The sequence below is a fragment of the Fulvivirga ligni genome (assembly GCF_021389935.1).
Classification (GTDB): Bacteria; Bacteroidota; Bacteroidia; order Cytophagales; family Cyclobacteriaceae; genus Fulvivirga; species Fulvivirga ligni.
Window position 1 is genome coordinate 22119 of sequence record NZ_CP089979.1, and the last position, 26459, is coordinate 48577.

The 26459-nt window shown below is 37.1% G+C and carries 15 protein-coding genes; 1 reads left to right on the forward strand and 14 read right to left on the reverse strand.

Annotated features, from left to right (window positions below; all coding sequences use genetic code 11):
• The first annotated feature begins 14 nt into the window (after positions 1-14).
• The gene (locus tag LVD16_RS00130) at positions 15-344 is read left to right on the forward strand and encodes an XRE family transcriptional regulator (RefSeq protein WP_233771559.1); all 330 of its coding nucleotides are present in this window, start codon (positions 15-17) and stop codon (positions 342-344) included.
• Positions 345-674: 330 nt separating this feature from the next.
• Here the strand turns inward: LVD16_RS00130 and LVD16_RS00135 are convergent, their stop codons facing one another.
• The 14 genes from LVD16_RS00135 to LVD16_RS00200 form a co-directional block, all read right to left on the reverse strand.
• Positions 675-1028, reverse strand: a complete 354-nt coding sequence (locus LVD16_RS00135) for a hypothetical protein (protein ID WP_233771525.1) — start codon at positions 1026-1028, stop codon at positions 675-677.
• Positions 1029-1556: 528 nt separating this feature from the next.
• Positions 1557-1997, reverse strand: coding sequence for a hypothetical protein (locus LVD16_RS00140; protein WP_233771560.1), 441 nt, complete (start codon positions 1995-1997; stop codon positions 1557-1559).
• A 4-nt stretch (positions 1998-2001) separates the two neighbouring features.
• Positions 2002-7527, reverse strand: a complete 5526-nt coding sequence (locus tag LVD16_RS00145) for a DUF6443 domain-containing protein (protein WP_233771561.1) — start codon at positions 7525-7527, stop codon at positions 2002-2004.
• A gap of 14 nt (positions 7528-7541) precedes the next feature.
• Positions 7542-7961, reverse strand: coding sequence for a lipocalin family protein (locus tag LVD16_RS00150; RefSeq protein WP_233771562.1), 420 nt, complete (start codon positions 7959-7961; stop codon positions 7542-7544).
• A complete protein-coding gene (locus LVD16_RS00155; protein ID WP_233771563.1) occupies positions 7958-11344 on the reverse strand; it encodes a hypothetical protein in 3387 nt (1128 codons plus the stop codon). The genes LVD16_RS00150 and LVD16_RS00155 overlap by 4 nt, the downstream gene beginning before the upstream one ends.
• 420 nt (positions 11345-11764) lie before the next feature.
• The gene (locus LVD16_RS00160) at positions 11765-13075 is read right to left on the reverse strand and encodes a hypothetical protein (protein WP_233771564.1); all 1311 of its coding nucleotides are present in this window, start codon (positions 13073-13075) and stop codon (positions 11765-11767) included.
• Positions 13076-13185: 110 nt separating this feature from the next.
• A complete protein-coding gene (locus tag LVD16_RS00165) occupies positions 13186-14409 on the reverse strand; it encodes a site-specific integrase (protein WP_233771565.1) in 1224 nt (407 codons plus the stop codon).
• Positions 14410-14911: 502 nt separating this feature from the next.
• Positions 14912-17959: a type I restriction endonuclease subunit R gene (locus tag LVD16_RS00170; RefSeq protein ID WP_233771566.1), complete on the reverse strand. Its 3048-nt coding sequence runs from the start codon at positions 17957-17959 to the stop codon at positions 14912-14914.
• Positions 17960-17965: 6 nt separating this feature from the next.
• Positions 17966-18751: a hypothetical protein gene (locus LVD16_RS00175; RefSeq protein ID WP_233771567.1), complete on the reverse strand. Its 786-nt coding sequence runs from the start codon at positions 18749-18751 to the stop codon at positions 17966-17968.
• Positions 18744-19886 (reverse strand): AAA family ATPase, encoded by a 1143-nt coding sequence (locus LVD16_RS00180; protein WP_233771568.1) that lies wholly within the window; start codon positions 19884-19886, stop codon positions 18744-18746. The genes LVD16_RS00175 and LVD16_RS00180 overlap by 8 nt, the downstream gene beginning before the upstream one ends.
• Positions 19886-21253, reverse strand: coding sequence for a DUF262 domain-containing protein (locus tag LVD16_RS00185; protein ID WP_233771569.1), 1368 nt, complete (start codon positions 21251-21253; stop codon positions 19886-19888). The genes LVD16_RS00180 and LVD16_RS00185 overlap by 1 nt, the downstream gene beginning before the upstream one ends.
• A gap of 20 nt (positions 21254-21273) precedes the next feature.
• Entirely contained in the window at positions 21274-22596 is a 1323-nt protein-coding gene (locus LVD16_RS00190; RefSeq protein ID WP_233771570.1) for a restriction endonuclease subunit S, read from the reverse strand.
• A gap of 25 nt (positions 22597-22621) precedes the next feature.
• Positions 22622-24013: a restriction endonuclease subunit S gene (locus tag LVD16_RS00195; protein WP_233771571.1), complete on the reverse strand. Its 1392-nt coding sequence runs from the start codon at positions 24011-24013 to the stop codon at positions 22622-22624.
• Complete coding sequence (locus LVD16_RS00200) at positions 24013-26358, reverse strand: type I restriction-modification system subunit M (protein ID WP_233771572.1); 2346 nt, start codon at positions 26356-26358, stop codon at positions 24013-24015. Before LVD16_RS00200 ends, LVD16_RS00195 begins: the two co-directional genes overlap by 1 nt.
• Positions 26359-26459: the final 101 nt, after the last annotated feature.

A 26459-nucleotide genomic window follows, 5' to 3' on the forward strand; every position in this document is an offset into this window, starting at 1 on the left:
GTGAAATGATGGGAATGAAGCAGAAAGCCTTAGCCTTTGAGCTAGGTGAGAGTTGGAACCAACGCAAAATATCTCTACTAGAACAAAAGGAAGACATTGAAAACGATTTGCTCCAGCAAGTAGCTGAGGCTTTAAAAGTGCCCGTGGAAGCTATTGAAAACTTTGACGAAGAAGCTGCTATTTTCAACATCCAAAATAATTATGAGGGCTCTAACTCTAAGGCTGCCAGTGTGGGGGTTACTAACTACCAGTGCCATTTCAACCCCTTAGATAAAGTAGTGGAACTTTATGAAAGGCTACTAGCCTCAGAAAAGGAAAAAGTAGAACTGCTGAAAAAAAAGTAAATAGATCTAAATATATTTTTAATAAGGCCGACAATTATAACGGCCTGGGTTTAGCACGCGTATTGCTTCGCTACGCGCACTAGATGGGGCTCTTAATGCAGTTCAAAAAGATTGAGCAGATGCCTGAGAACCGTAAAAGGCTACTCATTGAGGTAATTGATGCTTTTCTCTTAAAATCTGATCTGCAACTAAAACTAGCACAATAAAAAAAGCCCTGCATTACTGCAAGGCTCTCTTTATCTTTCAATCGTGGTCACCAGCAAGATGCTGGCTCCAGAAGGGGGAGACGCCAGCAGTAGACAATAATTTATTCCCTTCATTAGATAACAACTATTCATCTTTCACTAAAGAGATATTTATTGTATTATTTTCCTCATATAATTCTTTCGTTTGATGAGTATCAATATACCCCTCCAAAGATGTTTTTATTTCTAAGAATGCACTTTTATTAAAACTAACTTTATACTGACCTTTATCATCTGTAGTAACTACTTTTATCTCATTTTCTGAGTAGCTACCGTCTGGACTATTTCCATATTTCCAGCAAATCACAGTAACATCAATGTTTTTAATTGGCTCATTTGTCCCGACATCTTTAACCCACCCTTTAACAGTAACTTTCTCTATATCCTTATTGCATGAAGCAATACATATAATCGCAATTATTGCTAAATATTTCCTCATGATTTAGTCTTGATTTCTTGGATAATTATATATTCTGGTGTTGACTAATGGTTGTATTTTGGCCTCTGCTTTTTGTTGAATATTTCCATGATTAACCCCATTTGCAGTCATGTTTATATTAATAACGTTAGTCTTTGATTTGTTAGCTGCTTGATTAGGACCTCCATTAGAACCAGGAGAATTGCTTGTACCACTATCACTACTACTACTTCCACTAGACGAACCGGAAGAAGACGCTCCTGTTGACCTTGAAGTACTTGAATAGCCAGAAGCACCTGTTTGATCTACATTTAAATTAGTATCAAAATTTTCCTGGTATGACAGTATTTACCAAATTTAGCAGAGGACCATCTGAACCATCATCCGTAAAAAGTAAATCTACATTTACTCCAGATACATTAAGGTTTTCTGATAAGTCAACGGCGCTATACTAAACCACTATGATAAGCATGGCGGGAATGGAGGCTGTACTCACCAATCTATTGTCCTTCTTCATTATTTTGAAATACAAAACCGAAAATATTTGTATTATTTTATTTTAACAATCCCTCCGTGATCTGGAGTAAGGCGCATTAGATAATAGGAAAAAATCATACAACTATCATTTTTAAACTTGTTTTCCGTTGGAATACCTCTACTATCACGTGGCAAGGTAGTATTTATTTTATAATTAGCAGTATCAATTACCGTTTCAACTATTACTGATTTATCCACGGTCACTTCCCATAATTCATTTTCCTTCCAACAGATATAAACTACATCAGAAAGTTTATCAACTTTAGATATATCTAACTTAATATAATTTAAGTCAGGAACTTTTTCATGTTTACCTTTAATTATATACCTATACTGGTTTTTATCAATTATTGTAATAATACCAGAGCCTTTTTCGGGATAAAAATATATAATTGAGTTCTTATCACAACTGCTCACTATAACTAATAAAATGGCAAAAATTATATTCTTCATAATTTTATTTTTTTATTGGATGATCTCTTTGCCGTACGCGCATACGTACACTACCCTTTTTATTGAGGTCATTTTTTCTTAAATCTATTCCCATATTAAAACCAACTCTTTCAGCTTTTTGAGTGGTTTTGCCTTCAGTTGAAAGTCGTCTTTGTTGGTAGGATTCTAACCCATCATATCCTAATCTTGCTATGGTCCATGACAAATTATTTCTTGCTGCAACTATACCTGCTCCCATATTTCCAAAATCTCTGGCCGAACCAATCTTGCCATTTTTAGCCACACTTCCCCTATACATATGTTGCTCTGGTGTTACACCTTCACCCCTTTTGTCTATATTTCGTGTTTTTAAGTCTAAAGGTTTTCCCCCAGTAGCATTTGGCATATATTCAATCAAATCGGGATCTTCGTTCACTATGTCATTATCAATAAAGTATTGACCCTCGGTGGAGTTTAAATCAATCACCGCACCTATTACAGCATTCTCATTATCATCGAAAAAAGAATGTGAAGTAATTGATTTTCCTATACTCTCACCAGTACGGTTATACCCACCATCTTCGTTTTTATTAACAACATAAATGTTATCATCTCCATCATTTGGATCCCCGCCCACTACAGTATAAGTACCATCCTCATTGTCGATAACATCGGTTGAAAGCATACCATCTGGATCAATAAACCTTATCGGATTATCGAAGCCATAGTTGTAAGGCGAGTACCTTCGCATTTGATCTGCCAAAGGATCTACCGCATGCCATCTACCAATTGCAGCCTCATACATTCGCGCGCCGTAATCATCCCAACCTAAGTTAAGATCAGATATGCGCTCTTTCCCATTATAACGGTACTTATTCTCCTTGGCAGTAACCCTCTGATAAGAGTTAAAAGCCAGTCCAAAAGGATAGTAATCATCAGTTTGAATAATTGCAGTCTCTCTTACAGATATTTGTATATCATCAAAATATACAGAATTAGGACTATTACTTTCATTGCTTAAGTAAATATATATAAAGCCAGGCTTGGAAGCCTCTATGTTATTCAAATTAATCTGCTCATGTTCCATATTGGCTGCTAGAGTTATCTGTGCGTGACCATGCTGATAATATTGCATATTCTCATCAAATAAAATGTAATTCAGGTAAGCAGCAGGCACATTATCACTTGAGCTTCCCGATATTCCTATACCAGCTATAGCATTACCCAATGTGTTATAAATAGCTTGTTGAGTTTCAGTCCCAGCATCAATACCTCCAAACCCACCTGTAACAGCACCAATCAAGGCAGAGACTCCTATGCTACTATTGTAGCCAGTGCCACCTTCATAATATCCATATACGCTCATATCAATTTGATCTCCCGCTGATATTGGCAAACTTATACCTGCTCCCATAGGTTGGGAATTATTGACCTCAACCACCTCATTTCCTTCGTCATTATTTGCATCTGCATTGATGAAGATCATCCGTGTCTCAGGGATGTGCTCGAAAGTACTTTCTTCCACATTACCATTCTCTGATTCAAAAGTACCCACAAAGTTCCAGGTTTTTGACTGGGAAGTAAATGTCAACCGTGTGTTCCCCAAATGGTCTTTCAAATGGTATTGGTATTCCCAACTTCCATTGGTGGCATTGGGTACTATTCTACCTTCGGCATTCTGAACAAACAGCAAGGTATCATTCTGATAAATATACTCTCCGGAATAGTCAGTACGCTTTACAGGCTGCCCTTGTGCATCATAAACAGTCTGGGCCAGTTTTATACCTGCGGCATCATAAGTATACAATATGTATTCACCACCTATCTTCTTCACTTTACTTGGTAGGTCTAGGTGGTTGTAATAGATGCTATCAATGCCTTTATTCAGGTCACGGATCATATTTCCGTTAGGATCATACAGGTAATCATCGCCCTGGTTAGCACCATCCTTAAAGCCTCCTTCTACGGTAGCTACATCGCTCACAGCCAGTAGCTGATTGCTTTGGTTGGTGCTGGATCCATAGGCATAATTGAGCCGGTCCATGGCGCTGCCGGTAGCATCCATACGGGTAAGGTTTTCTATGTTGCCGTTGAGGTCGTAGCCTACGGCGTCCAGATTATAGGCATTGCTAGCGGTGGTGTTGTGTGATTGAGCCTTAATAATACGGTTCATTGGATCATAGCCATAGCCATACCCCATAGCAGACGCAGGGTCATTGGCGTTACTCCATTTCACAGCACTGATATTACCATTGTACTGTAAATCAGCCAAATCTATGTTCAGTCCGATATCCTCATTATAACCCAGGTTCATTCCAAAAAAATCGGATGGCGCTATAGTTTCCGTCTCTGAAAGATCGGCATCATTTATTTTGGTTAGCCAGCCTCGTATATTATAACGGTAATCTACTGATTGGACATAGGTGGCCCCATCATCTTCAGAGTGCAGGTTTTTTTCAATGAGCTCCCCAAGTTCGTTGTATTCATTATGGGCTAGAAGAATGCTATCTTCCTCATTAATGCTATGCCAGGTATCTATTAAAAGGCCGGCATGGTTGTAGATGAAGGCTAATTCAGTAACTTCAGTATCGGTAGCAGTGATATGACTAGCTTTCTTCTTTAGGACCCATCCAGAAAAATTATATATATTACTAACAATATCTTTACCCCCTACATAATTATCTGATATAGCCTGCATTGATCTATACTTATCATCATAATAACTAACCGTACCTAACCATATATTATTATCCAACACCTTAGTCATGGCTCCGGTCACCTGTCCTTTTACTCTATCTAAGGCTGCTGCAGGAAATTGATATGTACCCTGAGCACAGGTCGCTTGAGACAGTTGGCTTGCGTCATAATCATAATCAGCTCCAAATTCTGATAATGATTTGAAATTGTAATTATCGTAGTAAGTAATGGTAAGGTAATTATCAAGGTTGCCTAATTGTGGGAAACTCGCATTATTATAGCCAGCAACTACTCCACTGTTTTCATCAAAACTCTCATACCAAGCCCTTCCGGTGGTCAAGTTTGCATAGTACTGATCAACCTTATTTTGCATACTTGATCTACTAACAGAGTCTCCTTGATGATAAATACCTGTAGCTACAGGTCTATTTAATGCATCATATTTAGTAAATAGCCAATGATCATTTTCTCGCAGATTGCCATCCTGAGTAAGAACCAATCTATTTCGTTTATCATAAATCATGTAAATCCAATCGGAGCCCGGTACTCTTTTAGCAATCATTCTTTTTCTACCGTCATATTGATAACAAAACGCCCATTTCTGAAGAAAATTATCATTAATGGAAGCCCCCTCTTCAATTTTTTTATTAGCCATGGGGGGAAGCACATAACGTAGGTTTCCTAAATTATCAAACACATAATATGTATCTGCCCATAACGTACCTAATTCATTCGCCTGAACTCTTTTAAGTACAGAAAGTCCCGTTTTATCTGTGAATTCTATTACCTGATTCTCGTGTTCATCAGTAGTTATATATTTATATAACTCTCCCGCCTCATAACTATTTAAGGCAATTAAATCTCCTGAATTGCTTATATCCCAAATAGTAACATGATCGCTATCGTTATTAAACTCATATTTATATTCTATAGAGGCTTGACCTGGCTGCCAACTTGAACCAGGAGCACCTTGTTCTATAATTCGATTTAAAGGTGATGACTCGAAGATAGAGACAGAATAAGGATTTGTATCAGTGGCCACGGTAGTTGTATTATCCTGATAAAATTGAAATTGAGGGTTAACAGATGTAGCGTAGGAAGTCTTTTCTTTAGCAATGAAATTACTCTTAAATTCGCCATTCTCACCCTCAACAAAAGGAAGATATTGAACTGACTCTCTTCCATATTTATCATAAGAATGCGGAATGACCACATCCATCTGGGAAGGTGATTGTTCTACAAATACTTCCTGCAATGGTCTGCCTATATCATCTACATAGCTATATTGATCTTGTTTATATGCTATAACAGAATTTCTCAAATCATTACCATTATGAAACCCTGCTTTTAAAGCAATGGTTTCTCTTACGTAATTGTAATCTTGCAGTGCCTTAACTTCAATTACCTCGGAATTAGCTGAAACCCCACTCGCATTGCTTGCTCTTACCCGATAATAATATGTTAAATCTGAATCGACACCACTAATATTTTTAGTCAAACCACCTACAAAAATATTGTTAAAGGAGGTTAATATCTTTGAAAAGTCACTGGTGGTAGACACGTCCAAACGATAGCCATTAGCCCCAGTCACTGATTGCCAATTCGCAGTAAAAGACCATTTCTGGATATCAGTACCTGGCAATACCTCAGGGCTTGCAGGTGTTGTTATAACCGATGCTGTAATTGAGCTTGCTGTAACCCCACTACTATTAACAGATCTTACTCGATAATAGTAAGTTTTACCTTCTTGAAGGCCAGTAATATATTGGCTGGTTTCAGTTAAAGAATAATTATTATATCCGTCTAGCATAACTACAAAGCTACTTTGATCAGACACATCAAGTTTATAACTGGTAGCCCCGGTGGCCGACTCCCAACTGGCCTCAAAGGAATTTCCCGTTATATTTAAGGCTGAATTAACAGCAGGTACACCTGGTAGAGTTAATATTGTATAAACCGCTGAGTTACCGGAGGTACCGCTACCATTGATCGACCTTACCCTCGCGTAATATATATTACCAGGCATTAGTCCTGAAACAGTGGTACTAGTTCCACTTACACTAAGGTTATTATAGCCATTCAGGTTGGGGAAAAATTCTGGTTGTTCAGAAACATCTATTTTAAAACTAGTTGCGCCATTAGGCTGGCTCCAATGAATAGAAAACGAATTGTCTGTTATCTGAGAGGTATTATTAATTACGGGTGAAGAGGGTATAAGTCTTGTACTTATTATATTTGAATATCCAGAGCTACCTGCCCCTCCTTTTGCTTTAACCTTGTAATAATATTTATTGCCAGCTCCCAGGCCAGACACTGTCTTACTAGTACCGGTTACAGTAATATTGTTATATCCTGAAACAATATTATTAAATGAGTTGTCTGTGGCAACTATTAACTGATAGCTTGAAGCTCCTGTTGTACTATTCCATTTGGCAGTAAAAGAAGAGCTGGTAACAGATGTTGCTGATGTTGCTTCTGGAGCTGAATAAACTGTTACCTGATGTGTGTCATAAAAGTAATTACCGAAAGTACTATACTCTAAGGATACGGTTGCCGCTCCTGATGAAGTCCATGATATGTTGCAGCCAGTTTCTGATTGTCCAGTTATAGTTCCTTTATTTGTACTCCAGGTATAATCTGAACTTGGGGGTGCCGATATAGGATTTCCCCAACCATCTGTCCATGACGCTTCATAATATTTAGAGCTTCCTACAAAAGCGCTCCCAGATCCAGTGATAGTTACAAAATACAAAGGTGGCAACTCTTCTACATTACTATTTTCAAGGATTGGTAAGGCAACAACTGAACTCACCAGCGATAAAAATGATATTAATAGAGTAATATATATTTTCATGTCTATTCTGCTCATTAGTTTTTATAGAGATAGAGAGTATTGAAATAGCCCCCCTGTTCCTCATCGCTGATAATTAATGTGTTATCATTAGGCATTTGAATATTATATGAATAGTTAATGCCCTCTATATTTAGAATTAATTGGCTAGACTCCAAGGCCCAAGTTCCATTTGCTCGCTGTTGTTGCCCTTGTGCTTGCCATCTAACTGAAATCTCTCCATTGGCTTTAAATATAAATTCTCTTTTGTCCATAGAATCCTTCGCCCTTTCTTTTACATCAGAAGGAAGAGCATTATATCTGTCGTGAGTCTCAAGTATCATGAGTTCGACTGTCTGATCAAAATCCAGGTTCCAATGACCTACTATAGAATGTTGCGCGAAACAAATATTACCATGTAATAAGATGATCGTAGTTATAAAGAAGAGTGATTTCATGGCTTATTTTTATAATAATATTCATAGCTTTTAAGCATATTTCCTTTACTATCGAAAATACTTATTAGCCTATCAAATGCGTCGTACTTGTAGTAGGATGTCATATTATTTTGGTCGCTTACACTAGAAATACCTACACCTGGGTAATGCGTATAAGTGACCATTTGAGCTTGTTCTGGATAAGCCCTTACGTTGTCAATATCACTACCGGCTCCGACATTAATAATTAAGCTTGTAGGATTATCTACCAGGGCAGTAGCGCAAAGCCATCCATTCAAACCTGGAGTTGTATTTAGCTCAGATCCGCCCGTAACACTAATAGAGGATCCTAATTTATACCAATATGACACAATATAATTAACATCCTCATCAGACTCAAAATCACTAAACTCAATTGATCCAGCGGTAGAAAAATGCAAGTAGTGATCTCCTGATGGTGCATTACTATTATAAATATTTTCGTGAGATCCATTAACCTCCCACCCATTATTGGTCTTTGTTTCAAAACTTGTATAAGCAGCATTTGTGTGCTTGGCTCCTTTTATTTCAGCAACAGGATACCGTTTTTGATAGTCCCAGATGTAACTTAATAAAATACCGTCATCTGAACTCTTCGACAAAATATTGCCATACTCATCATACTCAAGAATAGAAAAGGAATTACCCGGATCACCCTCAACGAATGATTCTGTTACCTTTCCTGGAAGTATTGTTCCCAAGGGAGATTTTAAATCATCAAGGGTCACTCTATAGCTGCTGTTGAATTCATCGTCAACTGTGCTATATTGATATAATAGCTGGCCTATATAATTTTTGTTAAAGGATATATAGTTAGCATAATTAAGTTGAGGACTACTTATATCAGGTATTTTATTGCCCATTCCAGTATAAAAACTATAGGTATTGATAGTTCTATTCCTACTGTCGTGAGATGTAATTATCGAAGGTAACAGAGTTTGTGAATCATATAGATAGGCAGTACTCTTAGCTAATAACCCGCCATTTTTTGTATAATTGCGCTCTACAAGCGAATCCATGGTAAGCCAGGGTGAAAAGACATAATAATGAGTTACTTCCCAAGGGCTTGTCTCATACAACTCTGCCAGATCTCCCTCTGAGATAGCACATTCTGTGTAGAGCTTATTGATGATGTATCCACTCAGGCGATTATTATTATCAGCCTGCGTCGAATAATAGTATTTTGTGTTTTTAACAGGTAAAAATTCGTCAGATTCCTTTTGATATACTGTGGTTTCTAATTCTCGACCATTATTGAATATGGCGGTATTTGATGGGCTAGCTCCTAAAATGACACTTCCTAATACATTTGCACCATTTTGATCCTCCCTAATATTGAACTTGTGAGAAATCAAGCCAGATTCAGCATTATTATCATAAGCTTCTAGCACCACTGGATAGCTGACGCTATTGGCTGACTGATTATAAATTGTGGTCAATGAAGATGATAATAAACTTTGATAATTACATGTCCGTGACACACAGATCAAGTCAGCATTTGAATATGATCCCTGTATATTACAAAAATTCTCGTAAGTCTTTGTTTGTTCATAAATAAAGGTATTTGGCAAAACACCTGAAGAAACTGTTGAACCTAATGCATGGTATAAATAGCTCTTTTTATTAAGTAATTCACCTGCCTTCGAATAGGTTTCAATCTTTCCAACTCTCACCCCTCCCACGGGATAGTTATCCGAAGTTGAAGTAGAAGCGCCATAATATGTGATATATCCTTCAGCTCTTGTCAGATTTCCGTAAGCGGTTAACACTATATTGTATTCACCAGCTTCAAGATATACCGTTCGTGAGTTTTCAAGATAATCACCAATATCATTGCCCGAAAGAGTCCCTAAAGATGCCACGCCTTGGTCATTACTGCTTACTATTACCAGTTCTGCTCTATCCTGATGAGTAGGAAAGTTACCCGTCATATTCGTGTTACGCACCGTTAACTCAACATTTTGATTATTAGTAATGGTAATGGCGCCTAGATTTTTTGAGACGGGATCGGCATCCGCTCCTCTTATATAATCATAGACATTTATGGTAGGGGGCGGGTCTGCACGTGAAGTGTATACAGTATTTGCTTCATAAACGATTTTATCATATCCACCTGTGGGGTAAATCATTTTTATGAGTGTCCCCTTCTTGGATAGAACAGTGTCAACCTCTCGGTCTGCGGTTGCATATGGAAACAAGGATGCCTTTTCTGGATTATTAGGCGGTTTAACCAATGTTGTATTATTCAATTTACCGTTATAATAACCCCATTCATCTTGAGCATAAGATAATCTGTTAGGCAATGCTCCAGGATCATCATACTCCATTTGATATAAGATAATAGAGTCAGCTTCATTCTTAGCTATCTGACTCACAGTTTCAAGAAAATACCTATTGGCATATTTTTGATAGGATAGCTTATAAGATTTGCTTATCTGATTAAAAAGATATGAGTTAACATCAGTTAATAGCACATCACCATAATCATCTCTAGTGGAGTAATTAAAAGTAATAGAATCACCTCTGGAGGAGATGATAGAAGTCAAATACTTGGTTTGAACGTCAATAATAGTGGTACAATTTTGATCTTGGTAAACAGGGCACAAGCAATCATATCCCATCGTTCCCTGTTGGGATTGAGCAGGATTTTGATAATACATGGTCTCATTTTTACCTGATGCGTATTGATATTGTATCGAATTATAATTAAAATCTATAGTGTCTCCTGCATACAAAATTATTTTTTGTAAAAACCAGGCCGTAGGTCTATAACTTTCATGGGTCTTCCCACAGCTTAATGGTTTTTTGCTACTCTCTATAAAACCTGCACCCCCAAAATAATATTCATTGCCTTGTATATCATTAACTTTGAAGTTCCATGTACTCCCAATAAAATCTTTTGTTATTTTAATGTTCGTTTTTGGCAATTGCAAAACATTTCGATTCTCATCAAGAATAAACTTACCATATATTCCACTAGCTGAATAAGTAAAAATATCTGGCTCTAAGTCATAGGTATTACCTGGATAAACAGTTTTGAGAAAATTTATGAAATCACGAGAATCAGGGGTCACATTCTCAGGTGGAGATAAGTATTCAGTCGTTTCATCAGCACTCTTTCCTGAAATGACACGAGTTATAGCTCCCCCAGCATTTAATTGAAATCCCATACCAACCCTCCCTGATATTTCGTCTACTTTGACTCCATTTGAGGAATAGTTTAAATCTATTGGCAGTTGAAATCCTCCTAAGCTTATTTTTGTTAGTGGAATGTGAAATTTTGCGGTTCCTGAAACCAAACCAACATCTGGGCGACTAAAATTACCTAGATTGGCTACGGCGGGTGAAGGCGGTAGTATATCCATGTTTTTCAGCCGCAACTCAGCTCCAGTAGGAGATTGGCTAAAGCATGGAAGGAAAATAGAAAATGTAAGGATTAGAACAAAGAAGAATTGCTGAATACTTTTCAGTAATCGAGTACAATGCAAAGCCATAAAAGACAAATTTTATTTTTGGATTTGCAATGTAAGATACATTCTCAACTATTTTTCTTTAAACAGGTGATTAATATTACATCATTTTTTATATTACTTACATCTTTAATTATATAAAAAGATTAAATGAAGAGCAATTTGTTAACCCACAACATTTACTAATAGAATCAAATATTACATCTGTGAGTTAAAACAGCCAAACATTTAATTCTTGCATTTTGGACTGAATTAGCTTGACACTTTGCTAAATTACGCTGTTCTACCCTTAATTCATTGTGCAAACTAACTACTTTATTTTACCAACCTTACTCCGGTTTTAAAGACAAGTGGCGATTTATAGGGGCTGTTTAAAGGGTCATGAATCACATTAAACATCACTAAAGTCTGCATCTCCAGCCATTTGCTCACTTTGAATTTTCTACCAACACCTACTAAAAGTGTTTGCTTCCAGCTTCTATCCGGTTGCTCTGGAGTGCCGGTGGTAGTCCGGATCATTTCACCTTCCAGCTGTAAGAAGAAGTTTCTGAACACCATGTGGTTGCCAAATAAGCTATAACCATAGGTTTCATCATCCTCCTGTCCTATTCCCGATTTACCGGCGCCAAATGTGGCTCTATAAGTACCTGTAACGCCTATTTCCGATTGTTTATTGATCTTATACGCCACCACAGGAGCCAGGTCCACCACTACAGGGTTGGTCTGGCTAATGTTGAAGTTGCCTCCAATAGAAAGACGCTCCCAGAAAGATTTATCTTCCAAAGAATTCCTTTTCTTGGCGGTGCTGAGATCATTACTATTGGGCACATAGCTGTACTTCTGCTTTAGTGTACTCATCTTTGATTGTGCCTGCAGAATTTTATCTGAATGTTGAGTGATAAATTCTCTCGCTTGAGAAGCCATCTTTTGCTTAAGCTCCTGCCGGGCTTCCATCTGTTGCAGTTTCTCCTGAGTTTGCTCCCATTCATCTTTATATTCCGTGAGATTCCCCAGCTCTGAGTCTTCCATGCCTCCCAACTCCTCAAACTCTTTTCTGTTCTTGAGTTCATTTTCAGCTCTTTTTTCCAGCTCCTTTTGTGCGCTTTCCATGGTCAATGAATCCATTGGCATATCAGAAATTTCCGTGCCAAGCTCTTCTTCAAGCCGTTTTTTCCCTTCTGCTTTTACAGTAGACTTAACTCTGGCAGAATCCAGACCATTTAAATTTACGCCCGCTTCCTCCTGCAGCTCATTGCGCCCCATTTCCTTAGCATGGTTCACTATGGTAGAATCAGTAACCAAGGGTATATCTACATAATTACTGAGGGAATCTTCAGCCGCACTTTTTACCTTATTTTCAGTCTGCTCTACCAGAGTGCTATCCAACGGTGGCAAGCTGGTGCCTAAACTATCTTCAAGTGCTTGCTTAATCTCATTTTTTAGTTTGCGCTTATATTCTTTTTCCTTCTGCTTTACTTCTTTACGAAAAAACTTTTTCTGTAGTTTGCTTCTCTTGGCCGGATCTTTAATCTGCTCCAACTGCTGCTTTTGAGCCTCCGTGACCTCCTGTGCAGAAACCACGGTACAGGTCAATACCATAAAAAGAAAAACAAGTAAATAGCGCATGAGTGGATATATGAATTATTTACAAATTAATAAAATAGAAGAGTATAATAATAATGGACAGATAAATTGGGTATTAAAGTACTTACTATATTCTAAACAATAACAAATTACTATTCAAGTCTCTGCCTTAAGACGGCCATATCACGACTCACCTTCTGACGAATAACTTTAGCATAAATTTGAGTCGTGCTTAATTTCGTATGACCAAGCATTTCACTTACCGTTTCTATAGGTATGTCATTTGCCAAGGTTACAGTGGTAGCAAATGTATGTCTTGCAGTATGAAATGTAAGTTTCTTTTTGATACTGCATATTTCTCCTAACTCTTTTAGGTATTGATTCATTTTTTGATTTGAATAAACTGGAAAACATTTTCCACTGTTGCGAATAGAATGAGGAGAATGATTTTCATATTGATTTAATATCCTCATGGCTTTAGGCAGTAAGGGTACTGCAAATAACTTATCAGATTTTTGCCTTCGTCCGGTTATCCATTTCTGGTCATCAACTCCCACTGTAATATTTTCTTCTGATAAATTATAGGTATCGATATAGGACAATCCTGTATAACAAGCAAAAACAAAAACATCCCTCACTAACCTCAATCTTTCCAGGCTAAGATTTGCATTTTCAAGGGATAAAAGCTCAGGCATATTTAAATAACACCTTTCAGTATGTTTAAACTTTAATCGATACTTTATAAATGGATTTTTGGTTATCCATTCTTCTCTTAAAGCCAAATTCATCATTTTACATAACCTTTCCATATGCTTCATAGTGCCATTCTGATTACATGGAAAATTAGCCTGCAAAGGATTGTTTCTAATATATCTTTCAAATGATTTAATGAATCCATAATTCAATTCCTCAAGATAAATATCTTTAACTCTAAGCTTGGTTTTAAGGAATTGCCGGATATAACTTTCCGTACTCCGATAATTCTTCATAGTCCCTTCCTTAAGTTCGTAACTCATCTCCTTATTATGATATTCAACGAGTTGAAGTAAAGTATTTGATTGGCTATCTTGTCCAGTATATCTGTCTTTAATGGCATTCATCGTTACAAGCCTTCTTTCCCTTTCCAACTCCTCTTTACACTCGTATAATCGATTTTGAATAGTACCTAAATAGCTATTTAAGCTAATGCCATCTACAGCAGACTTACGCACCTGGCATTTACGAGCATCCCAATCTTCCGCCCTTACCTTACGCTTAATAGACATATCAACATACTGCCCATTTACAGTGATCCTCACATAGATAGGAACTAAGCCTTCCGCTGCCTTATATTTCTTGACATAAAAGGAGATTCCAAATGTTGCTTTATTTCTCATATTCATTATATTTTAAAGTGTTTTGATACCATTTTATGCCCCTTTGCAAAAAGGGCATAAAAAACGAAATCAATTCGAAGCAAACCAATTCATTGTAAATGAATTAACAAATTGATATTCAAACATTTAACATCAAAAACATCTTAAAAATAACAATAAAAAAGGGACCATGAATAGGGCATATTTTTATTGATTTTCTTTGCTTTTAATTGGTGGGATAAAAAACAAAAACCCCTTAAAACATATGTTTTAAGGGGTTTTGCTCTTATTTGTTATAAAAAAGTCGGGATGACTGTACTTGAACCCCATTTCACAATTATCTTATTATCAAATACTTACTAAATGTTTTAATATTCAGTTCACCGTATAGGTCTCATTTATCAATTTCTCTTGACTTTGATTAATCAGTGATTTAATGTAGTAAAAGTTGACGTAAAAATCAATTCCATTTTTTTCTTCGCTTAACAGAATTATGCGCTTTGGTTAAGTCTTGCTAATATTTTTACCTATTCAAATCCGGGTAATCCATCATTCGTTTCATGGTATCAAAAAAGGCTTGGTAGAAAGAATCGTCTTTTGCATAGAGTTTATATAGGTCTAACTCTTTTTTTCTTTGCTGGCTCATTACATCATCAAGTATCTTCTTAAAGGCTAAATCTCTGTTTTGAACATCAGTATTATCAGCTACTTTTGATTGATAGTCCGGGTGTGCCTGAATATACTTACTTAGAGTGAGAAATTTAACCCGCTGATCCTCTGGTGTTGCATCCCAGCCATGAAACCATCTTTCATTAAATGTCCTGATTATTTCATCCAGCATGTCCTTTTCTTCATCACCTCCATGAGCTCCTCTTGGATTAGGGTTTTGCGGATCTAGTTCCGTGGATGAATCATCTAACTCAATAGCATGGTTCAGTTTAGTCCGCTCCAATCCATAGGTAGATAAATCAACGGATTCTAAGAGTTCATCAATTAATTCATCTTCTTTGGTTTTAACAATTAGTTTGGGAATTAGAAATTTCAAAAACCAGAAAAGCTTTTCCCAATCTAAAACCTCATAAGGCATGATAGAAGCCATTTGACCATATATTTTTACGAATTGCTTGGATTTGATTTTAAAATCAGCTTTTTCATCATCTTCTAAACCCAAGTCTTGATTGAAACGATCTGCTGAAGTGTCTATAATAGGACTCAGCTGCTGGGCATCTACACCTTCAAAATACTTCTCTACAAAAGACTCTACTTCGTACCATTCGTAAACGCCTGTATCATCCAGAGTACCTTTCAATTCGTGTAATACATTAATGTCTGTGGCTCCACTTAGTGAAGTAGAGGTATAAAAAGGATCGAAAGAAGATTTAATTTCGTCTACCTGATTAAAGAAGTCTAATATGAACAAGTCCTCTGTTTTCTTACCTAGCTTATCCGCAGCACGATTTAATCTACTTAGGGCCTGAACGGCTAAAACACCTTGCAGCTTCTTATCTACATACATAGTACATAGCTTAGGTTGATCGAACCCGGTTAGGTATTTATTAGCTACCACTAAAATGCGATACTCGTCAGTATCGAATTTATCTCTGGTATCTTTTTCTGCAAAACCATTTAAATCACCTTCTGTGTATTCAATGCCATCCACTACTTTCTTTCCTGAAAATGCTATAGCGATTTTAAACGGATTACCTTTGTCTGCTAGAATTTGATTTATTGATAGGTAGTAGCGAACTGCCGACTCAATATTTTGAGTAACTACCATCCCTTTTGCCTTTCCCTTGAGCTTTTTGGTATTATATACCTTACTGATAAAATGCTCCATCATTATCTCAGCTTTAGTAGCAATGGTGCGTTTATCTCGCTCTACATAGGCCCGCAGTTTTTTCTGAGCTTTTTTTGTGTCAAATAAAGGATTATCCTCTATTGACTTTTCTATCTCATAGTAGCTTTTGTAGGTGGTATAGTTTGCCAATACATCTAGAATAAAACCTTCCTCAATGGCCTGTTTCATTGAATATAAATGGAAAGGCTTAAACGTCCCATCCTCTTGCTTACTACCGAACCGTTCTAAGGTGGCATTTTTTGGAGTTGCCGTAAAAGCAAGATAGGAGGCATTGCCTTTCATTTTACGGGCTTGCATGGCTTTCAGTATTTTATCCTGAGCATCCGCCTCCTCTTCTTCATTCTGCCCCATGGCCTGGTTCATTTTACCAGCTGCTGTTCCGCTTTGTGAGCTATGTGCCTCATCTATGATTACAGCAAAGCGTTTATCACTTAAATCAGCAATACCATCTACTATGAATGGAAATTTTTGAATAGTAGTAATGATGATCTTTTTGCCTTGTTCCAAACTATCTTTTAAGTCTTTGGACGACAAGGCAGGTGCCACAATGTTTTTAACTTCCGAAAATTCCTTGATATTCTCTCGAAGCTGTTTATCCAACAACCTTCTATCAGTCACTACAATTACGGAATCAAACAAGGGATTTTGCATACCCTTTGAACCGAGTAACTCTTCACGTTCTGGGTAGGCTTCTATCAATTGATAAGCAGCCCAGGTTATGGAATTAGATTTTCCGGAACCGGCAGAATGCTGAATTAAATAGGTGTGCCCTACTCCATTCTGGGAAGCATGCTTGAGTATTCTACGCACAACATCTAGTTGGTGGTAGCGCGGGAAAAATAAAGTTCGTTTGTTTAATGCATCAGTGGCTTTGCCATCAAAGCGAACGAAGTGCTGAATGATGTTAGCCAAACTCTCTCTGGTGAAGACTTCTTCCCACAGATAGTTTGATTTATGACCAAAGGGGTTTGGTGGATTACCTTTACCATTGTTGTGTCCTTTGTTGAATGGAAGAAAAAATGATTTGCTCCTATCCAGTTTAGTGCACATATATACTTCATCTGGATCTACTGCAAAATGGACTATGGCCCGACCAAAATTAAGCAGGGGTTGACGGATGTCTCTGTCATATTTGTATTGTTTGATGCCGTGCACTTTGGCATTTTGCCCGGTCCACTGATTTTTGAGTTCCAGGGTAGCTATGGCCAGGCCATTAATAAACACCACCATATCAATCTCTTCTCGGGGATTTTCCAGATTATAGCGTACCTGACGTGTAACGCTAAACTCATTTTTAGAGAAGCTATCTTTCACCGCTTGGCTGCTGCTGGCCATAGGTAGTTGATATAATAAAGTTAAATGAGCATCCTCCACTTCTAAACCCTTTCGCAATAAACGGAGAATGCCATATTTTTTAACCATCCGATCATAGCGCTCCAGAATTTTTAATTTCCAGTCGGCAGAGCGTTGTAACTTTTCGAGTTCTTCCTTTTGGGTTTCTTCTAAAAAGTGCCAAAACCGGGTTTCGTCTATAGCGTACTTGGCATTGAAATCATTAGTAACACCAAAGTGATAATTTTTTTCAGAGCCATATATGGATTTTGCTTCTTGAACAATATTATCCATTTCCTTCATTTCTTCCAGGCAGGTTCCAGTTAAAGCTTTTTCTATAGCGGCTTCTAAGGCTTGTTCATTGGTTTGTGACGCACTCATAGATATTTATTTATATCGGGTAGTTCTAAGGTGAGGTCCGATATACCCAATATATATCTTTTTGGTATTATTGTCTGGATAGAAGTGAAATCTAAAAAGGCCGGTTTTTATGTGAAGTTCAAAAATCTGAGTACCTCCATTGGGCATACGAAACCTTCTTTCCTCGCCAAACTGTTGCATAGTGGATTGTGACTCCGGTGAAATATTTAATGATGACGTGTCATTAATCAGTTTGTAAGAAAAATCGCCTTTCTTCCAACCATTACATATGTGATTCAACGTTTTTAAACGATCAATAATTTGGTAGAATGAGGGTGAGTTGCCTAATTGCTCAACCTGTTGTCGGACTTGTGTACAAATTATGAGGGCTGGAAACAACTGCACCCGCTTTTCCCAAAAGTTTCTAAAACTAATATTCTCTAGTAACCCATTTTTAAATGTACTGTAGGTCTCATCGTCCGTAATGCATTTGTTTTGGTTCAATTCTAGACCCTCAAAATTCACTCCTAGAAATGCACACTCATGTGTATCAAAAGCATTTAATAACTCTTGCTCACTTGAGATATAATTATCCATTCGCAAAAACGACTCTAGAAATTTTAGAATAAATTGAACTCGCTGTCCATCTCCCTCACATAAGTGTAGATATCCTTCTGAACTCCAAAAAGAATTATGTCGGTATTTCTCATCATCATCATCAAATTCAATTGCCACCAAAGACTCCATCCCCTCAACTAACGACATGATTGATTCAGCCTTAATAGCTTCATTCAGAATACTAAGATTAGCCATGATTTTTTCGATATTTAAGAAGTGCTCTAAAATCCATTTGGCTTTGATCAAAAAATCCAGAAGGCCAATTAGATAATTCTCCAATTTCATTGATTGATATTGTTTGCACATAGGGCTGAGTCATTTCTTGATTTTGACTAAAAAAATTTATGCTAACATTATCAGGATTTATTAGGGCTGCTGCTGCTGCAACCTGAATGCCATTTAGAACATGATCACTATGTGTTTCAACAATTACCTTGACACCTGAAGAGGCTATGATTGACAAGAACCTTCCAATTCTTGACTGTGCTGACGGATGTAAATGAGCCTCTGGATTTTCAATTACCATAAAGCTGCCCTTCCTAGCGATCAAACCAGTTACCAAAATGGGTAGCACATAACTAATTCCGAATCCTATGTTTGGAGCAATAATGGAATCGCCCTTTGTAAAGTGATTCTCAACTCTAACTTGAGCAGATCCTGTTTGTGTATCGTATTTGGCTGATATTGAAACCCCAGGTATGAGGTAATCTAGCCAAGCATTTACTTGCTGTTCAAGGCGTGGACTATTATGACCTTCAAACCTCCTATCATTAGGAACTTGATACTTGTAAGAAAACTCAGTATCACCAATTAACTGTGCAACATATTCACCTTGAAAACCAGTATTTGGATAATCATAAAACTGGATAGTTTGACTGATGCGCGGACCAATTCTTTCAGCATTCAAATAATAGAATTCTTGAAAGAATAGACCTGAATCTCTTAAGAATTGGCTTCCTTCTACTGCTGTAGGTTCAAGCCAAAGTTTTAATGGTTCTATTTCATAGGTTACTTGAAATTTCCCTATATCATTATGAAGACTTAGATGGGTGACGAATTCTTCTGTTTGTCTGTTACTTATGCTTGAACTGTCTCCAAATGCTAAACAATAGGAGCCATTGAGATCTACTTTAAGATTATTAGTTTCAGAGTAGTTATATTGATTCTTTTCCCATTTTGCACAATGTTCAATTGTTCTTCTCAAAAAGAGTAAAGTTTGAATAGCTGTGCTTTTTCCATTGCCGTTTGCGCCAGCAAATACCGTGAATCTATTAATAGGGATTTCAACCTCCTGGAAACACTTAAAATTATGTATGCCTAGTTTCTCCATTATACTAATGTTAAGTTTTCGACAATTAAGTTTTGAACTTTTTCAAAAACATAAAGAAGGTTACTTCTCCCATTTGTACCATAAGATAAGTAATTAAGAAATTCATGATCATCTTCAATTGCACTTGCCAGTGGCACTAATAGCTGTAGTTCTTCATTTTTTGACCGTATTAGTTCATGGTCGTAGGAAGAAAGCAACACCGAAAGTGAAACGAATAATGCTTTATTAATGAGTTGTTTGTAAGCGTCTGGCTCAATATCGCCCCTTCTAATTTTCCGGAAGGCATACCTTTGTCCCAATAAGTATTTTGCATTATCCATGGCTGTTTTAAATAAATCCACAAAATGTTCTAATTCGGATTGAGGGCTTTTGTACAAATCCTCTGTCAAAGAGTCTAGCGCATTATCCATTGCTCCATTATAATCCTGCATATTGTTTTGCTCGAAATACCTTTGGAATAAGATGAAACGAAGTGCTACTTCCTGATCCTCCATTCGAGTGGATCTAATGCTATAGTCTGTAGCAGATTGAAATTCTTCTAACTCAGTCATTCTTCTCAAGGTATCCCTTAGCCCGGTTCCTGCCAAACAATTTCTTATTTCCTGATTGTTTAATGGTTTGCCGCCAGTGTTAATCCTTCTAAAAATGTCATACTTCACTTTTGCAGGAGAAGAGGGGTCAATGACATTAACAGAAAATTGCGTTTGATTAAACCAGCGCAAATATTTAGGGTCGAGTCCTTTCTTCGTTCCTTCATCCTTGAAGTAACGGCCATCACAACTATCATTTAAATATTCCAAATTTCTTAATCGAAATTTATTGTCCATGAAATCTTTGATGGTGGAAATCCGCTGAAGGCCATCTACAATGGTAATTCTACCCTCGTCATCTTCCGAAAAATAGAACATGGGCAATGGAATTCTTAAGAGAATTGATTCAATTAATCTTGACTTTTGAAAGTTATTCCAGACCAGATTTCTTTGAAAATCAGGAGACAGATCAATATCATTATCATCTATCATATCAGATATAAGCCTAAGACTAAACTGTTTTGCATGCACTTTTATGTCTTCAGGGTCAAAAGGCTGAATGGTTTCCGTATAATCAGTTGCATTGATATCAGTACCTGACTGTTCTGCTTCAATTACCTGAAGTACTAATTGGTCCAGTTTAGTGCGAATATCCTCCTCAGTTTCTGAGATACGATTATCCTGTTCTTGAATAATAAAAGAATTATCCTCTAAAATCAATTTCATCCATGACTCATTTTCGACATTCATTAATTCGAACTGATCCTGGTCTGTGTTTAATCGAAACACAGTAAGCAGCACAAATTCATTTTCTCCGGTTTTGAATTCTATTTTCATGGTCTATTTTCTTAATACTTTTAAAAACTAACTTTTATCTTCCCCATTACAGCACTATCTATCAAGGTAGCTTTATATTCTTTGAGTTTTTCTATTTGGGCTTGTTGGTGTAACATCGCTTGTTCTATTTTATTTAATTGCAATTCTATGTGCTGAACAATTACATTTTGTTCATCTATTGGTGGTATAGGTGTATATATAGTTTTTAAGTCATTAATATTAAATCTAAATACCTTAATCCCTGTAGCATACTTTCTTAATTCTTTAGAAAAGACCTTTGATGAAAAATGCAAATATTTACTATTTACTGTTTCGCTTTTTGGTTTTAGTAGCATCTGTTCGCCACCTAATAATCCCAAATCATTCCTATTGTAAAAAACCGTATGACCTAAATCTTCAATTGTCTCAGATGTTGAAATAAAAATAGTATCACCATGATTTACAACTTGTGAAGCTTTATAAAATTCATTGTTGACATAGAATTCATATTTTTCATCAACCTCAGTAACTTTATATGCTTTCCCGTATTGTAAAGCAACATATTCACCTTTACCTAATAATTCCTCTTTACTAAAAGTTGAATTGCCTCTAACGAAGTGACATACACCAAATAATTTCTTCACCTCCCAATGCTCCGGTATTTCCCCAATCCATTCCACGCCAGAGTCTCTGAGTTTTACTTTGGGGTCTAAACCTTTGGTCACTGCATTTTGAATGATGATTTGCTTGCGTTCTTTGAGCAGGGCAATCATCTTTTCTTTTTGGGCAATGGCCTGGTCTATTTTGGCGGTTTTGTCGTCTAGGAAATTGGCGATGGCGGTTTGTTCGGGGAGGGAAGGAAACGGAACTACAACATCTCCGAACTTATCAAAATATAGACGTAATCTCATATCCATTATGCCTCTAGAATGCCTTTTAAGTTCTGACACGCAGCTTGGCATTCTGAACATATAATGAAAAAACCTTCCGTTTACTTCCTTTCTAGCTCTTAGTATATCGTAAGCAGGACTTGTAACACCATCATAATCTGATACCCCTATCGCTCCCATCCATGCTAGCAACTTATTCACAATTACATCACCCTTTCTTACTCTCCAATAACCATCAGTTGTAGATGCTTTATTGCCTCTCTCTTCAAGGTCCTTACGGGGCTTAACTCCAATATCTGTGTAAACAGAGAGTAATTCTTCGTTATTGTTTTTGGGAGCTGGCTCAATGATGAGTCTAAAAAGTGACTTGACTCTTTTTGGTTCCCAGCACTCGGGAATTTTGCCTAACCACTCTACTCCAGAATCTTTGTAGGCTGGATATTTTTTAATGTTTATCTGAATGCCTTGGCTCATTGTTGTTGTCTTTCATTATTGGATCTCATGCAAGGATCATTTGAATTTTCCGTTTTATTAGAGCAATATCTTGCGCTATTTCTCTTTCCTTCTGCCTAAAGCGACTGACTAAGCTCTCTTGCTGATCTAAGGTAGGAAGTTTAATTTTTAAGTTTTTAAGTTGTGGTAAACTCAGTCGAGGAATAACTGCTCCATCTGTCCCAAACCGCTGGTATCTAAAGAGATAATCTAAATATTCTGGAATCAATTTACTCTGATTCACCCTTAAAACGTAGACACTTTGGTGAACTTCAACTTTCGTATCCAAATTATTTAAGGCATGCTCTCCCATTCTAGAGCCAAAAGAAATGATCAAAATATCTCCTTTTTGAGAAAGAGAAGTTTGCTGTTTGTTTGCTGATTGAATCAAATCATTGACATTCATTTGATAGTTCTTCAGATTCTGCGAACGTAAAATATAATGTCCTGAATCAGCTATATTTTTAAACTGAGGTTCAACAAAATCTATGAGATATTTCAGTTTGGAATCGTGTTCTAATGCACTTGTCGAGTTTTTCAAGTAAGAAATAAAGAATTCTCTTTTTAATCGTATCAATTTTTCCAGTGTGTCTACAGTCTTATCTATTGGAGAGATAGTGTGAGCATCCGTAACAAATTCTGAATCATCTCGCAGTGGAAAATTTACAGATAACTCTGGCTCATTCTTTTTGGCCTTAAGCAAGCTTACCAGATTCCCCAAGTCATATATTGGAACAATGAGTTGTGAGAGTCCTAGATTTGGATCAAAACCGTCTTTGCTAATCCCAAAATCTTTCACATTCTTCGTTACAAAGTATACTGTATGATCCCGGGTGGTTTCATCTAATATTTTCAATTGATCATTGGATTCAATCCATTCTTGTATTGAATATAAAATCAGGTAATCGTTAATGTTGTTTTGCCTACTTTTAAACAATACATGATCCTTAGTAATCCCAAAATTGAGGGCTTTTTGTTTTAAGTTTTCGGATACATTTATGGGTTTTGCTGATTCATATAGAGTTTTTACTCTAAGGTTAAAGCTTTCACTCAGCTCTCTAAAAGGAATACCAAATTCTTCGACCTGAAGCAAAGCATTTCTAAACACCGAACGGGTTTCATCAGTCTTGCAGTGCGGAATTATTTTTGATCCCAAAATTGATTTAAAATGCTGTATAATATTATCTTGATAAGCTTTGATAAGGGGCTCAATGGTTGCTTCTTTAAATTCCAAATCAATAATCTCGTTCTTAAGAAGAATGAAACTATTAGACTCTTTCAAGGCAATTAAACCTTCCAAATTATCACGATTAGACGTGGTGTAATCAAATTTTGACTCATGATTTTTCCCACAAGCAAAATTAATCCACGCACTTGTATCTAGGAATACATAATCCATTACACCCCAAGTATATCCTGTATCATATTTTCGGCTAGTTTTTCAAGTTCAATGATTTCTGCACTCACTTCCTCCAAGCTTCGCAATGGCTTGTGTTGGTAGAAATACTTGTTAAAACTGATTTCATATCCAATTTTGGTTTTGTCCAAATCAATCCAGGCTTCTTCCACATGTGGTTTTACTTCTCGCAGGAAATACTCGTGAATGTTTTCGGCCAAAGGCACACTTTCACTGTCACGCAGGTCGGTTTGGTTATCGTAAATGATGTATTCGTCTTTTTTACCACTTGGGTAGTAGCCGTAATCGGGTAGTTGTGCTATGGTGCAATCCAAATGCTGCAAGAGTTGGTCAAGCTTATCACCATTGAGCTTCTGGGTTTTCTTAATCACCTTTTCGGCTGTTTCATCATACCAGCTCACGGTTTGCAGGATGGCATTCTTCTCAGAGGCTGATAGTTTAATTTTTCTCGCCTTTAGTTCATCATCTACTAAGTTGGTAAACACATTAAAATCATTGTATTCATCGGTGCCAATAGCCTGCATTAACTGCTGGGCAGTTTCCAATAGCTCTTTTTGCTTTTTCCATGTGGCAGTGGCCGTAAGTGTTTTACGCTTTTTGGCGTTCATATCCAGGTCGTTTTTCTCACACCACTCCAAAAGTTCTTTTTCAATAGATTTCAAATCTGAATATACTTTTTCACCATAATTTTCATAGGCCCATTGCATGGGTTCTTTTAAGGTTTTATCAAAGCGCAATTCCGCAATGCGTTCCCTCGTAAATTGAGCTTTTAGCCTGGCAGGCCTGTCAATGGTTACTTTGTAATAACCAAAATCGGAGTTGTTAAATACTTTGGCAGCCAAACCATCCTCTGCTTGTCGTTCAATAGGCTCAAAATTGGTATTTGCCTGTTGAATTTCTTTGATATGAGAAGGTGTCAGTTCGCAGTTCTTGTTACCCAGGTTCTTGCGCAGTTTGGCATATCGTTGCGAGGCATCAATCAGTAATACTTTCCCTTTTCGCTTCGCTTCTTTGCTGTTGTGCAATAACCAGATATACGTGGTAATGCCTGTATTGTAAAAAAGGTTATTGGGAAGCTGTATAATACAGTCTAACAAATCATTTTCTATAATGTATCTTCTGATATTGCTTTCACCACTGCCTGCATCACCCGTAAACAAACTAGAACCATTATGTACCGAAGCAATTCTAGAGCCTATAATACTTTGACTTGTCGGCTTCATTTTATTCACCATCTCCATCAAAAAGAGTAATTGCCCGTCAGAAGAACGAGAAGTAGCATCCACCTCTTCCGCATTGCCCCAATAATCTTTTAGGGTAATTTGAAAACGGGGGTCAATAATATCTTTACCATCTTTGATGTATTTCACCTCACTGCTCCATGACTTTCCATATGGAGGGTTAGACAGCATAAAATCAAACGTATGGCCTGAAAACTCGTCTGTAGATAGCGTAGAACCAACTCTGATATTTTCGGGGTTGTTCCCCTTGATCATCATGTCAGACTTACAAATGGCATAGGTTTCATCATTAATTTCCTTGCCGTATAGGTAGACATCACCCATGGCACGAATGGCTCCTTCCTCATCTTTGATAAAATTCTGAGATTCGGTAAGCATTCCTCCCGAGCCACAAGCTGGGTCGTAAATTGTCATAACCGGCGGTAATTGATCTTTGATAGGATCAAAAACAATATGCGTCATTAAGTCAATTACCTCACGTGGCGTAAAGTGCTCGCCAGCCTCTTCGTTATTCTCTTCGTTAAATTTTCGAATCAGTTCCTCAAACACATACCCCATTCCTAAATTAGAAAGTGGTGGTAGTTTTCTACCTTCAGGGTCTTCCTTTTCAAAGGGAGTCAGGTTAATGTGTGGTGAGGTAAATTTCTCCAACACATCCAATAGCACATCTTTGGTAGCCATGTGTCGGATTTGACTCTTGAGTTTAAACTTCTCTATAATCTCTTTGACATTAGGGCTAAAGCCATTGAGGTAATCCTCAAAGTTAGCCTGGAGAATCTGTTGACTATTAGTGGCTGTGTCATACAAACGCTGCAGTGTCCATTCACTGGTATTATAAAACACGTACCCACTAGCATCTCTCAGCCCCGTCTCATCCCATTCGGTAAAACCGGCCTCATCTCGCTGAAAAGCAAGCTCTTCCATCACTGCTTCTTTGGTGGGTTCTAGCAAAGCATCCAGCCTGCGCAAAACCACCATAGGCAAAATCACATCTCTGTACTTACCTCTTACATAAACATCTCTTAAGCAGTCGTCCGCAATGGACCAGATAAAACTTATTAATCTATTGTGTACTGATTGATTCATGTTGCCAATAACTATAAATAAAAATTTGCCCTATTTACAATGAAATAATGATCTGCAATTTAATTTAAACACATCAAATTAGGGTTTTCCAAACAGCATTA

What these genes read in the sequence shown, in the direction of transcription:
- LVD16_RS00165 (WP_233771565.1), bottom strand. Translation starts at nt 14,409, where the DNA reads ATGAGAAATAAAGCAACATTTGGAATCTCCTTTTATGTCAAGAAATAT.
- LVD16_RS00130 (WP_233771559.1), top strand. Translation starts at nt 15, where the DNA reads ATGAAGCAGAAAGCCTTAGCCTTTGAGCTAGGTGAGAGTTGGAACCAA.
- LVD16_RS00200 (WP_233771572.1), bottom strand. Translation starts at nt 26,358, where the DNA reads ATGAATCAATCAGTACACAATAGATTAATAAGTTTTATCTGGTCCATT.
- LVD16_RS00150 (WP_233771562.1), bottom strand. Translation starts at nt 7,961, where the DNA reads ATGAAATCACTCTTCTTTATAACTACGATCATCTTATTACATGGTAAT.
- LVD16_RS00140 (WP_233771560.1), bottom strand. Translation starts at nt 1,997, where the DNA reads ATGAAGAATATAATTTTTGCCATTTTATTAGTTATAGTGAGCAGTTGT.
- LVD16_RS00190 (WP_233771570.1), bottom strand. Translation starts at nt 22,596, where the DNA reads ATGAGCCAAGGCATTCAGATAAACATTAAAAAATATCCAGCCTACAAA.
- LVD16_RS00145 (WP_233771561.1), bottom strand. Translation starts at nt 7,527, where the DNA reads ATGAAAATATATATTACTCTATTAATATCATTTTTATCGCTGGTGAGT.
- LVD16_RS00135 (WP_233771525.1), bottom strand. Translation starts at nt 1,028, where the DNA reads ATGAGGAAATATTTAGCAATAATTGCGATTATATGTATTGCTTCATGC.
- LVD16_RS00185 (WP_233771569.1), bottom strand. Translation starts at nt 21,253, where the DNA reads ATGAAAATAGAATTCAAAACCGGAGAAAATGAATTTGTGCTGCTTACT.
- LVD16_RS00195 (WP_233771571.1), bottom strand. Translation starts at nt 24,013, where the DNA reads ATGGATTATGTATTCCTAGATACAAGTGCGTGGATTAATTTTGCTTGT.
- LVD16_RS00175 (WP_233771567.1), bottom strand. Translation starts at nt 18,751, where the DNA reads ATGGCTAATCTTAGTATTCTGAATGAAGCTATTAAGGCTGAATCAATC.
- LVD16_RS00180 (WP_233771568.1), bottom strand. Translation starts at nt 19,886, where the DNA reads ATGGAGAAACTAGGCATACATAATTTTAAGTGTTTCCAGGAGGTTGAA.
- LVD16_RS00160 (WP_233771564.1), bottom strand. Translation starts at nt 13,075, where the DNA reads ATGCGCTATTTACTTGTTTTTCTTTTTATGGTATTGACCTGTACCGTG.
- LVD16_RS00155 (WP_233771563.1), bottom strand. Translation starts at nt 11,344, where the DNA reads ATGGATATACTACCGCCTTCACCCGCCGTAGCCAATCTAGGTAATTTT.
- LVD16_RS00170 (WP_233771566.1), bottom strand. Translation starts at nt 17,959, where the DNA reads ATGAGTGCGTCACAAACCAATGAACAAGCCTTAGAAGCCGCTATAGAA.